Raw genomic sequence first — 15,470 nt, forward strand, 5'->3', positions numbered from 1 at the left:
AATCTAAGGATTCTTAACATATATTTTAGATGGCTGTCTATGAATAGAGCATCATATGTATGGCTATGGTTTTTAAACCTGCTGCATGGCTGAGATCAATGAGTTCTTGGGACGTGTATTGTCCATCCAGACTGTGAATACTATGTATATGTAGATCAATATCATTCATCTGAAGCCGCCTTTCTATGGGTTAGTACATTGGTTTTTTCTGAACTTACAAGCATGATAACGCTACACATCACAAGAAAGACAGGGAAGACGAACATACTTGTATGTTTGATGACAAAACCCAATAAGGGAGGTAAAAAGGCACTGCCCATATAGCCGAATGCCATCTGATACCCAATAACTGTTTGAGACTGTGTCTTACCAAATCGAGTGGGTGTAGCATGAATCATGGCCGGGAAAATAGGGGATAGACCAAGGCCAATTAAGATAAAGGCACCCATGAGTACCACATTAGGTAAAGGTAATAAAAGGAGTAATGTTCCAAAAAATGTGATGTAGATACCTGAGCGAATCATCTGGGTATTGGTTAAACGGAATGATATAAAGCCGCATATAATGCGTCCAATGGTGATACCTCCATAATACAAAGCTACCCATGTTGCAGCTGTGTCAACCGTTAATGACTTAACTTGAACAAGGTAACTACTACCCCATAAACCAACAGATAGCTCTGCAGCACAATAGAAAGCAAAGGTTAAGAGTGCATAGATAACACCAGGGATTTTCATAACGCCTTTACGGTTTGAAGAAGTATGTGGGTCATGATGGTCCACAGCGGCATCTTTTGTAAGAGCAGCATGCTTGAACCACAGAGGTAGACTAATTAGGAGTATACTTGCTAGGACGAGCTGGATACTGGCAATGGTTCGATACCCTAGTCGCCATGAAGATGTATGTAACAGAATCTTTCCCATTATATAAGGACCCATGGTAGCACCAACACCCCAGAAAGAGTGAAGCCAGTTCATGTGATGGGCCTTAAAATGTAAGGCTACATAATTATTGAGTGCCGTGTCAACAGACCCAGCACCAAACCCCAGAGGTATAGCGAATAAAAGTAACCAGATGTAAGAGGGTGCATAAGAAATACCTAATAATGCACTACCTGTCATGATACAACTGATAAGGGTTACTTTACCCGTACCAAATCGACGTATAATATGACCACTGAGAAAACTAGAAATAATGGTGGTGCCTGTAATGAAGATAGCCACTAAACCTGCTGCATCCAGGGGAGCTTGCCATTCTTGCTGCATCACTGGCCAAGCTACGCCTAGTAAGGAGTCAGGTAACCCTAGACTAATAAAAGCTAAATAAATGATAATCAGTAAGACGGTTGTAATCATGTTGTTGTCTCCAATTCTATATTATTTTTCTACAACTTGAATGTTGCAAGATAATTGTTCAAGAGCCATGGTTGTCAAGCCACAGACATAACTCTCATGCATATGCAGATCATGAATAATCTCAGGCACATGTGGAGAAGGTGACATCTGGCTTATCTGTGTTTGGATGGATTCTAAAATATCATCTAGGAAACAGTAGCCAGATAATATGACACTTTTTGGATTAATGACGCAGTTAATGGCTTGTATGGTTTTTGCAACTGTACTTGATAGAAGCTCACGGTCACTTTGAATCTTGTTGTAATTCACCTCTAAACCAAGTGGTAAAAAAGATACTTCACCAGCAAAATGGGATTCACCGGGAAGAATGCGGCCATTAATCATGATACCTGCCCCAGGGTTATCATCAATGGGATAATAAAGATAAGCAATACTCTCATCCATGGCATAATGATGCTTATGATAAAACCCTAAAGCAGTACTATTCACATCATTTTCTATGATGACTTTTAGTCCAAACTTGTTAACAAGGTGATCGGCCATAGGGGTATGACTCAGCTTTTTAAAATCACACATATCAACATGGCCATCATGGACAACGCCAGGAACACCAATACCTAATACTTTAATATTGGGATATAACTTAAGCAGCATAGCAATGGTTTGGTCAAAGGTATGAAGCCCGATATCATCGTGTTCCATGATGTTATTATAGATTTCTTCACCTAGTAGGTTGGATACAACGCAGGTGATTGTGTGATAGAAGCCTTCTCGCCTAGCATATAAGATAGCAACATAGGCAAAATCTTTGTTATACACAAATCGACGAGCAGGACGACCACCAGTAGAAGGGCATAAGTCCACCTCCTGAACTTCACCAGTAGCCACAAGTTCCTTCAAAATATTGCCACAGGTAGCAACGCTTAATCCAGTTGATGAGGCAATCGTGGTTTTTGTATGATACTTTTCCTTTTTGAGAACAGACTTTACCAGGTCCACATTGATTTGCTTTAATTGCATTGAATTGGTGGGCATGCGGTTTACACCTACTTTCGTCAAGGGTTATTATAAGTATTATAATAAGGGGCAATCATAATTTTGTCAAGTAGAATAAACCATTAGTTTGTAATATATAAAAGGACTTCCCTAAGAATAATACTCTCTAAAGGGGAAGCCCGACTATTTTAAATGGGATCAATATGTATTAGTGCCTAAACATGATCAAGAACCTGTAGATTTATAATGCTTGACACCAAAACCAAATGCCATGAGTGCAGGTATAATAAATAAAATGCCTAACAATGGCGCCAATATATACAAACCATCATGACCCGATGTTCTATCCAATATGTAGAGCATGGGATAGTAATTAACACAACCAAAGGGTATAACAAATGTAAAAAAGGTTTTAACCCATTTTTTATAAATACCTAGGGGGTATTGATTTAATTCTCGTCCACCATCTGTAAACATGTTCGTGATCTCTAAGCCTTGAATGGTCCAGAAAGACAGGGTTGCTCCAAGGATAAAAACACCTGAGAATACGAAAATTCCACTAATGAGCATAAGGATGAATAGGAGTATTTTTAAAAAGGTCCATTGAATGGTTGCGATACTAAGACCATATATAAGAACAGCAATACTTTGAGCAAGTCGACCTATGCGTGTAAATTCAAACTTGGAACCTAACACTTGAAGGACAATACCCCTTGGTCGTGTCAGTATACGGTCAAATTCACCTCTGACAATAAGCCCGGAAAATGCATCAAATCCTCGCACAAAACATTCACTGAGTGCAAAAGCCATATGAATCATACCAAAACATAACAGCACCTCAGAGAATTGCCAACCATTGATATGCTGAAAGCGTTGAAAGAGAAAATACATACCAGCAAAAACCACAAAAGGTACAAAAAATTGCCCAACGCATAACAGTAAAAATGATCCACGATATTGTAACTGGGATTTCCATAGCATTTTTATGTGTTTAAAATAAAGTGTCATCATGATTCCCCTTTCTTAACCGCCTTGAACGGTAACCCGTTTAAGAACAGTTTTCATCAGCAAAGAGCCGCATATCACAAGACCTAACACCCAGACAATTTGTATACCAATACCAGTCAGTGCCTCATTGAAAGGTATATGTCCAGAATAAATCCGCATGGGCATATCACATGTCAAATGAAATGGAAAAAGATAAGCGATTTTTTGTGCCCATATGGGCATAAGGGGTATAGGAATAATCATACCCGCCAAGAATTCTCCAACAACACTAAAAATAAGTGATGATCCTATGGGTGATAGGGTAACAAACACTGAAATGTACATTAACATGGATATGGCTACTACAACGGTTAAACCTAATAATAAGGAGAGGATAAATAGCAATAATGTGGGTACATCAGGCGGCAGCATCAACCGATAAGGTTCAGGTAAAAAGAAGGACACAACTAATATAGGCACACATCTTAGAAGGACGCCAGACAGACGACCAGCAATGAGCTTTGCGTACCATAAAAAATAAAGATTAAGTGGTCGGCATAATTCATAAGCAATGTTGCCTTGCGTGATTAAATCAAAAAGACTATGGTCCCGATACCACATCATGATGATGTACAAAAAGGATTGCTGAAGCCATACATAGGTCACCAGCTGACTTAAAGTCATAGGTTGTATAGCGCCTGAGCTTGCGTAAAAAGCTTCAAACACCATAATGGTTATAAAACCCCAGAAAAACTGTACAGCCACACCAGCAAAAGCGGCTACACGATACTGCATGCCAAGCATTAACCGTATTCTGAATACCGATATATAAGTTCTCATATGGCATACTCCTTATAGAGCTTGACGATGATATCTTCTACAGGCTGGGTTTCAATGGATACATCCACTAACTCATAGCGATGGGATAAGTAGGAAATCGCATCGGATACGAACATTTTCTCGGTGTTGACACTGATAACAGCTCGATTGGTATTCTGGGACATGACGGTGATACCTTCTAAATGTATAGGCTTATGATTCTCTGCGTACTCAAGGGTAATAATTTTATCATGGGCGTATTTTCCTCTTAGGTCATTCAGGTTACCATCATAAAGCAGATTACCTTTCCCGATGAGTAAAAGGCGATGTGCCAGAGCTTCAATATCAATCATATCATGGGTGGTCAGAATAACTGTCACCTGTTTTTCCTTATTAATTCTTTTAATAAATTGACGAACAGCGATTTTGGATATAGCGTCAAGTCCAATGGTTGGCTCATCTAAGAATAATAGGCGAGGTGAATGAAGCAATGAAGCCGCAATCTCGCAGCGCATGCGTTGACCAAGGCTTAATTGGCGAACTGGCGCATGGATAAAATCATCCAGTTGCAATATGTCTGTCAGCATATGTAAGTTTGCTTTGTACTCTGAAGATGGAATTTTGTAGATATCTTTTAGTAGTTCATAAGAATCAATAACGGGTACATCCCACCAGAGTTGCGACCGTTGCCCAAACACAACCCCAATGTTTTTAACATGCTGCTTTCGGTCTTTCCAAGGTGTATGTCCCATGATACGACAAGTGCCGGAGTCTGGGACTAAGATGCCGCTCATGACTTTGATGGTTGTTGATTTGCCCGCACCATTAGGTCCGATATAACCTACAATTTCACCAGGTTCAATGGTAAAGGATATATCACGAATGGCATGAATGGTGGTGTACTCTCTGTGGAATAGAGATTTAAAAGAAGCTTTGACGCCAGCAGAGCGTTTTGCCACTTTAAAAGATTTGTTTAAACGGTTTACTTCAATCATTACACGAACCTCCTTTTGTAACCTAGCAACGTACTAGGTAATAATAATTAGGAACATATTCGTCTAATACCGCATGAAGCTGCTCAGTTAGGCAGCGAAAATTAGTATACTACTAAGGTTTCATCATGTCAAGAATAAATAAATTAAAATGTTGTTACATTATGATTACAATGTAAACATACTAGGGTAGCTTGTGTGAGTTAAGAAAATTGTCATAAAAAGGTAGGATACACCCTTTACCATAGCAAAATAGGGAAAAAATCCTTGTCATATCAAGTGAGAAAGTATATAGTAAGTAGTAGTAGAAATGGAAGTTCATGTATCAGAGTTTGACCCGTTATGAAGGCCATTCTCTTGAGAAAATAAAACCATTATATAAAAAAGGCAAGAAAGGATTTTGATGATATGTTTGAACTCAATAACGTTGAATATGAATCAAAAGAAGCATTTTATGATAATATTTTGCTCTTTGCAAAAGGGCTTATGCATGAAGAACGTGATATCATTGCTAATTTAGCCAATATATCTGCATTATTATATCATACAATGGAGGAAATAAACTGGGTAGGGTTTTATCGGTATAACAATAAGGAACTTGTACTTGGACCGTTCCAAGGAAAACCAGCGTGTATTCGTATACAGGTAGGTAAAGGTGTATGTGGAACAGCTGCTTATACTGGAGAAACACAAGTTGTACCCAATGTACATGAATTTTCAGGACACATACCATGTGATGGGGATACCAATTCTGAGATTGTTGTACCAATGGTACATCAAGGACAATTAATGGGTGTATTGGATATTGATAGCCCTGTATTGGCACGTTTTGATGAAGTGGATAGGATGTATCTTAATGAATTGGTAGCACTTATCATGGATCAATGCGCATGGGAAGACATGTAGGCATCAACAACATGTTTTCATGAATTCTATACATATCCAATACATGGTAAATCCTCTTAAGAGATGATGGGAATAAGCATCAATCCCCCTAGAATTCTTGATAAACATCATAAAATTTGATAAAATGTAATTGGTGATAAAAATGACATGGAAAGTTCTTAAACATCAATTTTCCAATTTAAAGTTAAAAACGAAGTTTTTAACTTTATTTGTGGTTTCTTTTACGTTACTCTTTATATTCAGTATCTTTCTGTTCAATAACTCATTGAATAACTATAATAAAAACCTTTATGGTGTTTTAAAAACAACCCTGGATTTATCCACAAACAATATTGAAGAAAATATAGAGGAACTTGTAGCTTCATCTTATGATTTCATAACAGATTCAGATATACAAAGTTATCTAAAAACAATTAATGAAGATACAAGTTACGATGGGTATTCAGCATCTATAAAGCTCTTGGATGAACTAAGTGTGATGTTATTTGACACGGACTGGGTAATGTCTATTCATATGGTCTATAACAATTTAGAACAGCTTTACATGGCAAAAGATACATTTAAATTTCATCAACCTACCATTCAATTAATAAGTAAAAAATGTGAAGAACTGGAGGGGAAAATACTTTGGATGGATCCAATCATTCATGATTCGTCCATTATTCTTGCAAGACAAATTAGAGATATAGATAACTTATCCCTCCATCCATTAGGTACTTTAATGATACGTATTGATCCAGAGCAGTTAATCCAGAGCATGGATAATGAAAATATTAACAATCATTTCATGATGATGAGTGATAAAAAAATAATATACAATCACAATGATGAACTATCATATAAGGATATTTCAAGGGACATGTACGACGATTCCAACTATCATATTAAGAAGATAAACAATCAAAAGTATTTCTTAGCGTTAAAACAGTCAAAGTTTTCTAATTGGTATTTTGTCAATTATATGCTCTATGATGAAGTTGTTAAGGATATTATTCTCTCCAAAAATATTATGTTTTTGTTATATATTCTTCTTATCATTATTATGCTTATGCTTATTCGTTGGATCGTTTTAGGCATGATAAAACCCATTGAGTCCTTAACAAAGAAAATGTTCATCGTGGAACAAGGTAATTTTCATATCGTACCACCTGATGCCCTTAACAGGTTAAAAAGTGGTGATGAGATTGCTCATTTAGAATATGATTTTTATATCATGATTGATAAAATTAATGACTTAATCAACGAAAATTATAAAAAACAATTGGATGTTAAGCGTTTTCAATTTAAGGCTCTACAAGCTCAGATTAATCCCCATTTTCTTTATAACACATTGGATTCGTTATTTTGCTTAGCTAAAATCAATCAACAAGATACCATTGCTACCATGATTAAGTCCTTATCGAATTTATTACGTAAATCCATAAGTGATACATCAACCATTGTTTCCATAGAAGAGGAATTGACGTTACTACATGATTACATTAATATTCAAAAATTTCGATATGAAGAACGTCTGCGTGTGGATATTGATGTGCACGCGTCAATTAAACAAAGCAAAATACCTAAGTTAACCCTTCAGCCCATCATTGAAAATGCCATTAATTATGGTTTAGAAAGAAAACCAATCGTCTGCCAGATTGAACTATACTCAGAATTGAATAAGGATAGTTTTAATATCTATGTGAAAGATAATGGGTGTGGTATGTCCGAGGAATTTATGGAGCAATTGTCTAAAGGTACGATTAAACCCAAAGGTTCAGGTATTGGCATCAAGAATATTAATGCACGTATACATAACTTATATGGAACGAACTATGGTCTATTCTTCAAAAGTGTTTTGAATGAAGGTACAACGGTTAAGATTAAATTACCATACACATTTGATACAGAATCAGGCGTAGTATAGGGGGGAATTCATCCATGTACAAATTATTAATCGTTGATGACGAACGCATTATTCGAACAGGATTGGCTAATCTTGTTCCATGGAGTCAATACAATATTGAGATTATTGAAGCATTCAATGGACTCAACGGCTTGGACATGATTCGACAGCATCATCCAGAATTTGTAATGACGGATCTTAAAATGCCTGGTATGGGTGGTCTTAGGTTAATTGAAGAAGCCATAAAAATAGACCCTTCCATTATTTTTGTTATTTTATCAGGGTATAATGAATTTGAATTTGCTCAAAAAGCCATGTCCTATGGTGTTAAGCATTATTTATTAAAACCAGCAGATGAAATAGAAGTTCTAGACATTATAAAAAAAATAATGAGTGAACAGAAGGAATCAATGGAAACAAGAAACATACTAGAAAAACTTAAAAACGAAGCACCAGCTCTTTTTGAGCAAAGTCATTCAAGTAATCAGACAGTTAATCTACTGGTAAATATCATTAAAGAAAATTTAGAACAGGAATACCTTTCATTAAATTGGATAGCGGAGCATGTGTTGTTTATGAATGCAGATTATTTAGGTAAATTATTTAAACAGCAGATGCAGATAACATTTTCACAATACTGTCTGCAAGAGAGAATGAGTAGGGCAAAAGCGTTATTACTGACTACACATAACTTAAAAATATCTGTTATCGCTAAAAAAGTAGGTTATGGAAACAATCCACAATATTTTAGCCAGGTATTTAAAAAGTATGTAGGATATACACCAAATGCATATAGAAAAAATAAAAAATCTTGTTAATCTGAATAGAGAAACAAGGTTTTTTTATTTCCAACATAAATAAACCGTTATTTTATACTATATTATCGGATAATTATATTTTTTTTTGGTATATTTTATCTTACCATGTATACATAACCTATAACATAAATAAATGGAGGGAAAAAATCATGAAAAGGTTCTATTCGTTAATCGTTGTAGCAGTACTTACCTTGGCAGTTCTAGTTTCTGGTTGTAGCAAAAACCAGAAGAATGTGAGTGATACAGGTAAAGATACCCCTAAAGGATCAGAAATCAATCAAGATGAAACCATTGAATTGACCATGATGTGGTGGGGGTCTCAAAACCGACATGACCGTACATTGAAAGTTATAAAATTATTTGAAGAACAACATCCAAACATTAAGATAAAGCCAGAATTCTCAGGTTGGAGTGGTTATTGGGAGAAAATAGCTGCTAAGGCTGCAGCAAATGCATTACCGGATATTTTCCAGCAGGACTATGGTTACCTTGCGCAATATGCCAATAAAGATTTGTTAGAAGACTTATACCCCTATGTAAAAGACAATCGGTTAGATCTATCCGATGTTGATAAAAACAGTTATATAGGTGGGGATGTTAACGGGGCATTATACGGTATTAACTTAGGAACGAATGCGCCAACGGTTATGTATAATCCTGCAATGTTTGAAGAAGCAGGTATTGCTGAACCAGATGCTTCTTGGACTTGGGAAGATTATGAACAAGCTGGTCAAGTGATTCAAGAAAAACTAAATGTCTATGCAATGGGTGATATTGTCAGTGAACTGAACCTCTACATACGACAACATGGTCAAAGTTTTTATGCAGTTGATGGTAAATCGTTAGGCTTTGATGAAAAATACGCAATCGAATTCTTTCAAAAACTGCTAGATTTAACAAAGGCAGGCATTTTAGCCCCTCCTGATGTTAGAATGGAAGCGAAGACCGCAGAACAGCGGTTAACAGTTACTGGAAAAGCTGCTATGGATTATATATTTAGTAATCAGATTGTTGCAGCCCAATCAGCTAGTGAGAATAAAATTAAGCTAGCATTAATTCCCAAAGCAGTTAATCAAGCAAAAGAAGGTGTTTTCTTAAAACCATCCATGTTCTTTTCTGTTCCTAAGAGTTCGGATAAGAAGGATGCTGCTGTTCAATTTATCAATTTCTTTACAAACAATATACAAGCCAATGATATTTTATTTGCAGAACGTGGTGTCCCCATCTCATCGAAGATTCGTGAAGCTTTAATGCCTCAGTTGGAAGATTCACAAAAAGAAATGTTCCAATATATTGATTTAGTTATTGATAACAGCAGTAAGATTGATCCGCCAAGTCCTTCAGCAAGTTCAGAAATTGATAAATTACGTGATAATTTAAAAGACCAGATTCTTTTTGAACAAGTAAGTGTTGAGGAAGGTGTAAGGAACTTTATGAAAGAAGCAAACCAATTATTAAGCCAGTAGCTCGTTAACAAATTAAGCGTTATAACTTAGAATCCGATATGATATGAATATCGGATTCTATACGTATAGGGTGATCATCATAATGCAATTAGCACATGTTGATTACTAGAATTCGTATTATAGGAAGGATAAAAAAATGACATTTAAAAGAAAAAAAGTACGGGATCATGAGAATCTCGTTGGTTATATATGTATTGCTCCTTGGCTTATAGGCTTTTTTATATTCACATTAATGCCTATATTAACATCGTTTTATTTTTCATTTACTAAGTATGACGTTATATCCATGCCAGAGTGGCATGGGCTTGCTAATTACAAAGATATTTTTCTAACGGATGCGAGGTTTTTAAAATCACTCCTTGTTACGTTTAAATATGTATTCCTATCCGTTCCATTTAGACTTGCATTCGCATTATTTGTTGCTGTTCTTTTTGCTCAAAAAAGAAAAATGGTAGGCTTATATCGCACATTATTTTATATACCCTCCATCATTGGGGGAAGTGTAGCCGTTGCAGTGATGTGGCGTCAATTATTTGGTGTTGAAGGTGCATTGAATGCTATTTTAATAAAGCTTGGTCTATTAGATAACCCAAGTAGTTGGATAGGAAATCCTAAAACAGCTTTATGGACATTAATTATCTTAGCTGCCTGGCAATTTGGGTCACCGATGCTCATCTTTTTAGCAGGTTTAAAACAAATTCCCAAAAGTTTCTATGAAGCGGCAAGCATTGATGGAGCAAACCGATTTCAGCAATTTTGGAGGATTACGATTCCTTCGTTGACACCTGTTATCTTCTTTAATTTTATCATGCAAACAATTAGCGGGTTCATGACATTTACACAAAGTTATATTATTACGGAAGGTGGGCCATTTGATAGTACGTTATTATATGCCCAATATTTATTTGAAAAAGCCTTTCGTTTCTATAAGATGGGCTACGGTTCGGCTTTAGCTTGGATCTTATTGCTTATTATTGCCGTGTTTACTTCACTTATATTTAAATCATCGTCTTACTGGGTATTCTATGAGTCAAAGGAGAATTAAAATGAAAAAAAACAATCAGCAGATGCTAAAATCAATCATCTATCATGTTTCTATTTGTGTTCTAGCCTTTTTTATGTTTTATCCTGTTCTATGGCTCATTGCCAGTTCATTTAAAGATACCAAAGACCTATTTCAGAATGCATACCAGCTCATACCCCAAAAAGTACTGTTGAGTAACTATGTGGAGGGTTGGAATGGTTTTGGAGGTATCTCATTCGCTACATTTTTCAAGAACTCTTTTTTTATTGTGATTATATCAACCGTTGCACAGGTATTTTCTTCGGCGCTGATAGCTTATGGTTTTGGAAGAGTAACATTCATCGGCAGGAAATTCTGGTTTGTATGTATGATTACCACGTTGATGTTACCTCATCAAGTCATCATCATACCACAATACATACTATTTGGTAAATTAGATTGGCTGAACACATTTCTTCCATTAATTGTACCATCTTTTTTTGGGCTTCCTTTTTTTATTTTCTTAATCCTACAATTTATCTACGGGCTGCCCTTTGAGTTAGATGAATCGGCGAAGATTGATGGATGCGGTAAGTTTGGCATATTTTTTAGAATTATCTTACCACTCATAAAACCTGCCCTCATTACTTCAGGCATATTTTCTTTTTATTGGAAATGGCAAGATTTCTTTGGACCATTACTTTATTTACAAGATACTAAAAAATACACCGTCTCATTAGCTTTAAAAATGTTTTCAGACCCTGCTGCTGTAACGAACTGGGGAGCAATGTTTGCCATGTCTGTATTATCATTAATGCCAGCATTCCTTATATTTATTATCTTTCAAAAATATTTAGTTGAGGGCATCAGCACATCTGGATTAAAAGGGTAAGGATAATTGCTTGGCTTTTTTCACTATTCACATCTGGATAATAGAATCAGTAGATGCAAAAATATACCAAATAACGTACCAGAATAAGGAAAAATCCTTGTCATATCAACTGAGAAAGTATATAGTAAGTAGTAGCAGAAATGATGGTTATCATAAATAAAAATGCTTCTTTTGTTTGTGTTATACCCGTTGTGAAGTGTCTTATTTATGAAGAACGTGATAAAATTGTTAATTTCGCCAATATATCTGCATGATTATACCATACAATGGAGAAAATAAACGAGATAAGCGCTCATATGTTTAATCATTAATGAACGTATACTGGATCATACAAAGGGAAAACATGGTGTATGTATTTACAGATTGATATGTATTGTCATCAACATAAAGGAGATGTGGATAAGTGTTTTTTGAAAAAGATAAGATGTACCATGGTTTTAGATTAATCAAAGAAGAAGAACTAACAGAGTTAAATGCAGTCGGTCGATTATTTGAACATGAAAAAAGCGGTGCTAAACTGGTATCGATTCAAAATGAAGATAACAACAAAGTATTTTCTGTGAATTTTAGAACCCCCCCAGAAGATCATACGGGACTTCCTCATATTATTGAGCATTCTGTCCTGTGCGGTTCAAGAAAATTCCCCATAAAAGACCCTTTTGTCGAGTTGGTTAAAGGTTCATTGAATACATTTTTGAATGCAATGACGTTTTCAGATAAAACCATGTACCCTGTTGCCAGTTGTAATGATACGGATTTTATTAATTTGGTGGATGTGTACATGGATGCGGTGTTTTACCCTAATATGTATCATAGACCAGAGATTCTTAAGCAGGAAGGCTGGCACTATGATTTAAATAATCCTGAAGAGGATGTTACCATTAAAGGTGTGGTTTATAATGAAATGAAAGGCGCCTTTTCATCACCAGAACAGGTTCTATTCCGTAAAATTCAGGAATCCCTTTTGCCGGATACACCTTATGCAAAAGAGTCCGGTGGTGATCCGGATCATATACCCGAATTATCTCAGGAGCAATTCCTAGATTTTCATAAGCGTTACTATCATCCAGCCAACAGTTATCTCTATATCTACGGTGACATGGATGTTGATAGCACGCTTGCATGGTTAGATGAGAAATATCTAGATGCATTTGACCGTATTGCAATTGATTCTGCCATTCCAGAGCAAAAACCCTTTAACCATATTAAAGAGGAGATGGTGGAATACCCAATATCCTCAAGTGAAAGCATCGAAGGTAAAACATACTTAAGCTATAACTTCGTTGTAGGAAAAGCAAAAGATAAATTCCTATATCGGGCATTTGATATTCTTGAGCATATTTTATTAGAAGCCCCTGCTGCACCTTTGAAAAAAGCTTTAATCGATGCAGGTGTGGGGAAAGATGTATTTGGCTCATTTGATAACAGTTTATTACAGCCAACATTTAGTGTGGTAGCCAAAAATGCCGACATGGATAAAAAAGAACTTTTTGTGACGACCATTCGTGAAACACTTGAAAACCTGGTGACACATGGGATTGATAAGAAACAAATAGAAGCAGCCATTAATTATGCTGAATTTAAGATTAGAGAAGCAGATTATGGCCGTTACCCAAAAGGTATTTATTATGCGATGATGGCCTTGGACAGCTGGTTGTATGATGGTGACCCTTTTATGCATTTGCAATATGATGAAACCTTTGAAAAGCTAAAGGAAGGTCTTGAATCGGATATATTTGAGGAGCTTATTCAGAAAGCCATATTGGATAATAACCATGGTCTACTCCTTATTGCAGAGCCTAAAAAGGGTATCCTTACTCAGAAAGATCAAGCTCTGAAAGAAACATTAAGGGGTTATAAAGCATCCCTTACAGAAGATGAAGTGAATCAACTGGTTAAAGATACCATTAACTTGGAAAAATACCAGAGTCAACCAGATACTAAAGAAGACTTAGAGAAGATTCCTCTATTAGATATAGAAGATATTGAACGAGTACCAGAGCAATTGGTATTAGATGAACAGGCATTACAGAATACAAAAATATTGGTTCATGAGACATTTACAAATAACATTGCCTACGTCAAGCTATTGTTTGATACCAAGAAGATACCAGAAGACTTAATACCTTATATTGGGCTTTTATCACGTGTACTGGGTAAAATTGATACAGAAAACTACACCTATGGTGAATTATCCAATGCAGTCAACATCAACACAGGCGGCATTCATTATAGCATCAATATCTATGGACAGATAGGTGAGCCGGATGTATTTATGCCAAAATTTGAAGTGGATGGTAAATGCTTTTATGAAAAACTGCCAGAGATGTTTGCCTTAATAAATGAAACATTATTTACAACGGATCTAACAGATAAGAGACGGTTGAAGCAAATCATATCCCAGTCCAAATCACGTATGCGTATGGGCTTGACAAATAGCGGTCATGCGGCGGCAGCTACCCGAGCTGAGAGCTATTTTGCCAACACGGCCATTTATAAAGAACTGACCAGTGGTATTACTTTCTTCCATTTTATGGATAAGTTAGAAGAGAATTTTGATGCCATGGCTGATGAAGTGATTGAAAATCTGATAAAAGTCCGTGATGCTATCTTTCGATCAGAAAAGCTTTTAGTAAGCCTTACAGCAGAAAGTGAAGGGTTTGGACTTTTTGATGAAGAAGTGAAGAAATTCATTCATCAATTAGATGATTCCATCATGGAAGGTGACGATGTTGCTCTTGAACATATTAAGCGAAATGAAGGGTTCTTAACATCCGATAAAATTCAATATGTAGCCAAGGCAGGAAACTTCATTAATAATGGATTCAAATATTCAGGTACGCTAAAAGTACTGCAAACTGTTGCAAGTCTTGACTATTTATGGAATAATGTAAGAGTTAAAGGTGGTGCTTATGGTTGCATGAATGGTTTTTCACGTAATGGTAATGTGTATTTTACGTCCTATCGTGATCCTAATCTAAAAGAAACGTTAGAAACCTATGATAACATTGATGGTTTTATTAAGACCTTTGATGTGGAAGAGCGTGAGATGACCAAGTATATCATTGGTACAATCAGTAACCTTGATCGGCCGTTAACGCCAGCTTCAAAAGGTGAAAAAGCGTTAGCAGGTTATCTGAGTAACATTTCTCACGAAGATATTATAAAGGAGAGAGAAGAAGTTCTTAGTACCACCAAAGAAGCTATTCGTGAAACAGCAGACTTGGTTAAGTCTGTATTAAAACAGGATAATATATGTGTTGTGGGTAATGAACACAAAATAGAAGAGAACAAAGAACTATTTGATGACGTATTACATCTGTTTAGATAAAGATAACGAAAAAGACAAGA

12 protein-coding genes and 1 pseudogene are annotated in these 15,470 nt (G+C 36.0%); 7 read left to right on the forward strand and 6 right to left on the reverse strand.

Annotation, left to right across the window (positions count from 1 at the left end; all coding sequences use genetic code 11):
- Positions 1 to 37: 37 nt before the first annotated feature.
- The 6 genes and pseudogenes from HZI73_RS26700 to HZI73_RS10985 form a co-directional block, all read right to left on the reverse strand.
- Positions 38 to 169 carry a PHP domain-containing protein gene (locus HZI73_RS26700; RefSeq protein ID WP_281418876.1) on the reverse strand — a complete coding sequence of 44 codons (132 nt, stop codon included), beginning with the start codon at positions 167 to 169 and terminating at the stop codon, positions 38 to 40.
- Positions 162 to 1,355 carry an MFS transporter gene (locus HZI73_RS10965; protein WP_246552462.1) on the reverse strand — a complete coding sequence of 398 codons (1,194 nt, stop codon included), beginning with the start codon at positions 1,353 to 1,355 and terminating at the stop codon, positions 162 to 164. Before HZI73_RS10965 ends, HZI73_RS26700 begins: the two co-directional genes overlap by 8 nt.
- A 21-nt stretch (positions 1,356 to 1,376) precedes the next feature.
- The gene (locus tag HZI73_RS10970; RefSeq protein ID WP_212698271.1) at positions 1,377 to 2,375 is read right to left on the reverse strand and encodes an ROK family protein; all 999 of its coding nucleotides are present in this window, start codon (positions 2,373 to 2,375) and stop codon (positions 1,377 to 1,379) included.
- Between the two features lie 201 nt (positions 2,376 to 2,576).
- On the reverse strand, positions 2,577 to 3,362 hold the full coding sequence (locus tag HZI73_RS10975) for an ABC transporter permease (RefSeq protein ID WP_281418877.1): 786 nt from the start codon (positions 3,360 to 3,362) through the stop codon (positions 2,577 to 2,579).
- Positions 3,363 to 3,374: 12 nt separating this feature from the next.
- Positions 3,375 to 4,178: an ABC transporter permease gene (locus HZI73_RS10980; protein WP_212698272.1), complete on the reverse strand. Its 804-nt coding sequence runs from the start codon at positions 4,176 to 4,178 to the stop codon at positions 3,375 to 3,377.
- Positions 4,175 to 5,029 (reverse strand): annotated as a pseudogene (locus HZI73_RS10985) (ABC transporter ATP-binding protein); the annotation flags it as partial. The pseudogene HZI73_RS10985 and the gene HZI73_RS10980, both read right to left, overlap by 4 nt.
- 528 nt (positions 5,030 to 5,557) lie before the next feature.
- Between HZI73_RS10985 and HZI73_RS10990 the strand changes: the two are divergent.
- The 7 genes from HZI73_RS10990 (at position 5,558) to HZI73_RS11020 (ending at position 15,450) form a co-directional block, all read left to right on the forward strand.
- Positions 5,558 to 6,055, forward strand: a complete 498-nt coding sequence (locus HZI73_RS10990) for a GAF domain-containing protein (RefSeq protein WP_212698274.1) — start codon at positions 5,558 to 5,560, stop codon at positions 6,053 to 6,055.
- 142 nt (positions 6,056 to 6,197) lie between these two features.
- A complete protein-coding gene (locus HZI73_RS10995; protein ID WP_212698275.1) occupies positions 6,198 to 7,961 on the forward strand; it encodes a cache domain-containing sensor histidine kinase in 1,764 nt (587 codons plus the stop codon).
- Positions 7,962 to 7,975: 14 nt separating this feature from the next.
- Positions 7,976 to 8,758, forward strand: a complete 783-nt coding sequence (locus tag HZI73_RS11000; RefSeq protein ID WP_212698276.1) for a response regulator transcription factor — start codon at positions 7,976 to 7,978, stop codon at positions 8,756 to 8,758.
- 149 nt (positions 8,759 to 8,907) lie between these two features.
- Complete coding sequence (locus HZI73_RS11005) at positions 8,908 to 10,224, forward strand: ABC transporter substrate-binding protein (RefSeq protein WP_212698277.1); 1,317 nt, start codon at positions 8,908 to 8,910, stop codon at positions 10,222 to 10,224.
- Between the two features lie 136 nt (positions 10,225 to 10,360).
- Complete coding sequence (locus HZI73_RS11010; protein ID WP_212698278.1) at positions 10,361 to 11,269, forward strand: carbohydrate ABC transporter permease; 909 nt, start codon at positions 10,361 to 10,363, stop codon at positions 11,267 to 11,269.
- 1 nt (position 11,270) lies between these two features.
- The gene (locus HZI73_RS11015) at positions 11,271 to 12,119 is read left to right on the forward strand and encodes a carbohydrate ABC transporter permease (protein WP_212698279.1); all 849 of its coding nucleotides are present in this window, start codon (positions 11,271 to 11,273) and stop codon (positions 12,117 to 12,119) included.
- A 403-nt stretch (positions 12,120 to 12,522) separates the two neighbouring features.
- On the forward strand, positions 12,523 to 15,450 hold the full coding sequence (locus tag HZI73_RS11020) for an insulinase family protein (protein WP_212698280.1): 2,928 nt from the start codon (positions 12,523 to 12,525) through the stop codon (positions 15,448 to 15,450).
- The last annotated feature ends 20 nt before the right edge of the window (positions 15,451 to 15,470 follow it).

Source organism: Vallitalea pronyensis, assembly GCF_018141445.1.
Taxonomy (GTDB): Bacteria; Bacillota; Clostridia; order Lachnospirales; family Vallitaleaceae; genus Vallitalea; species Vallitalea pronyensis.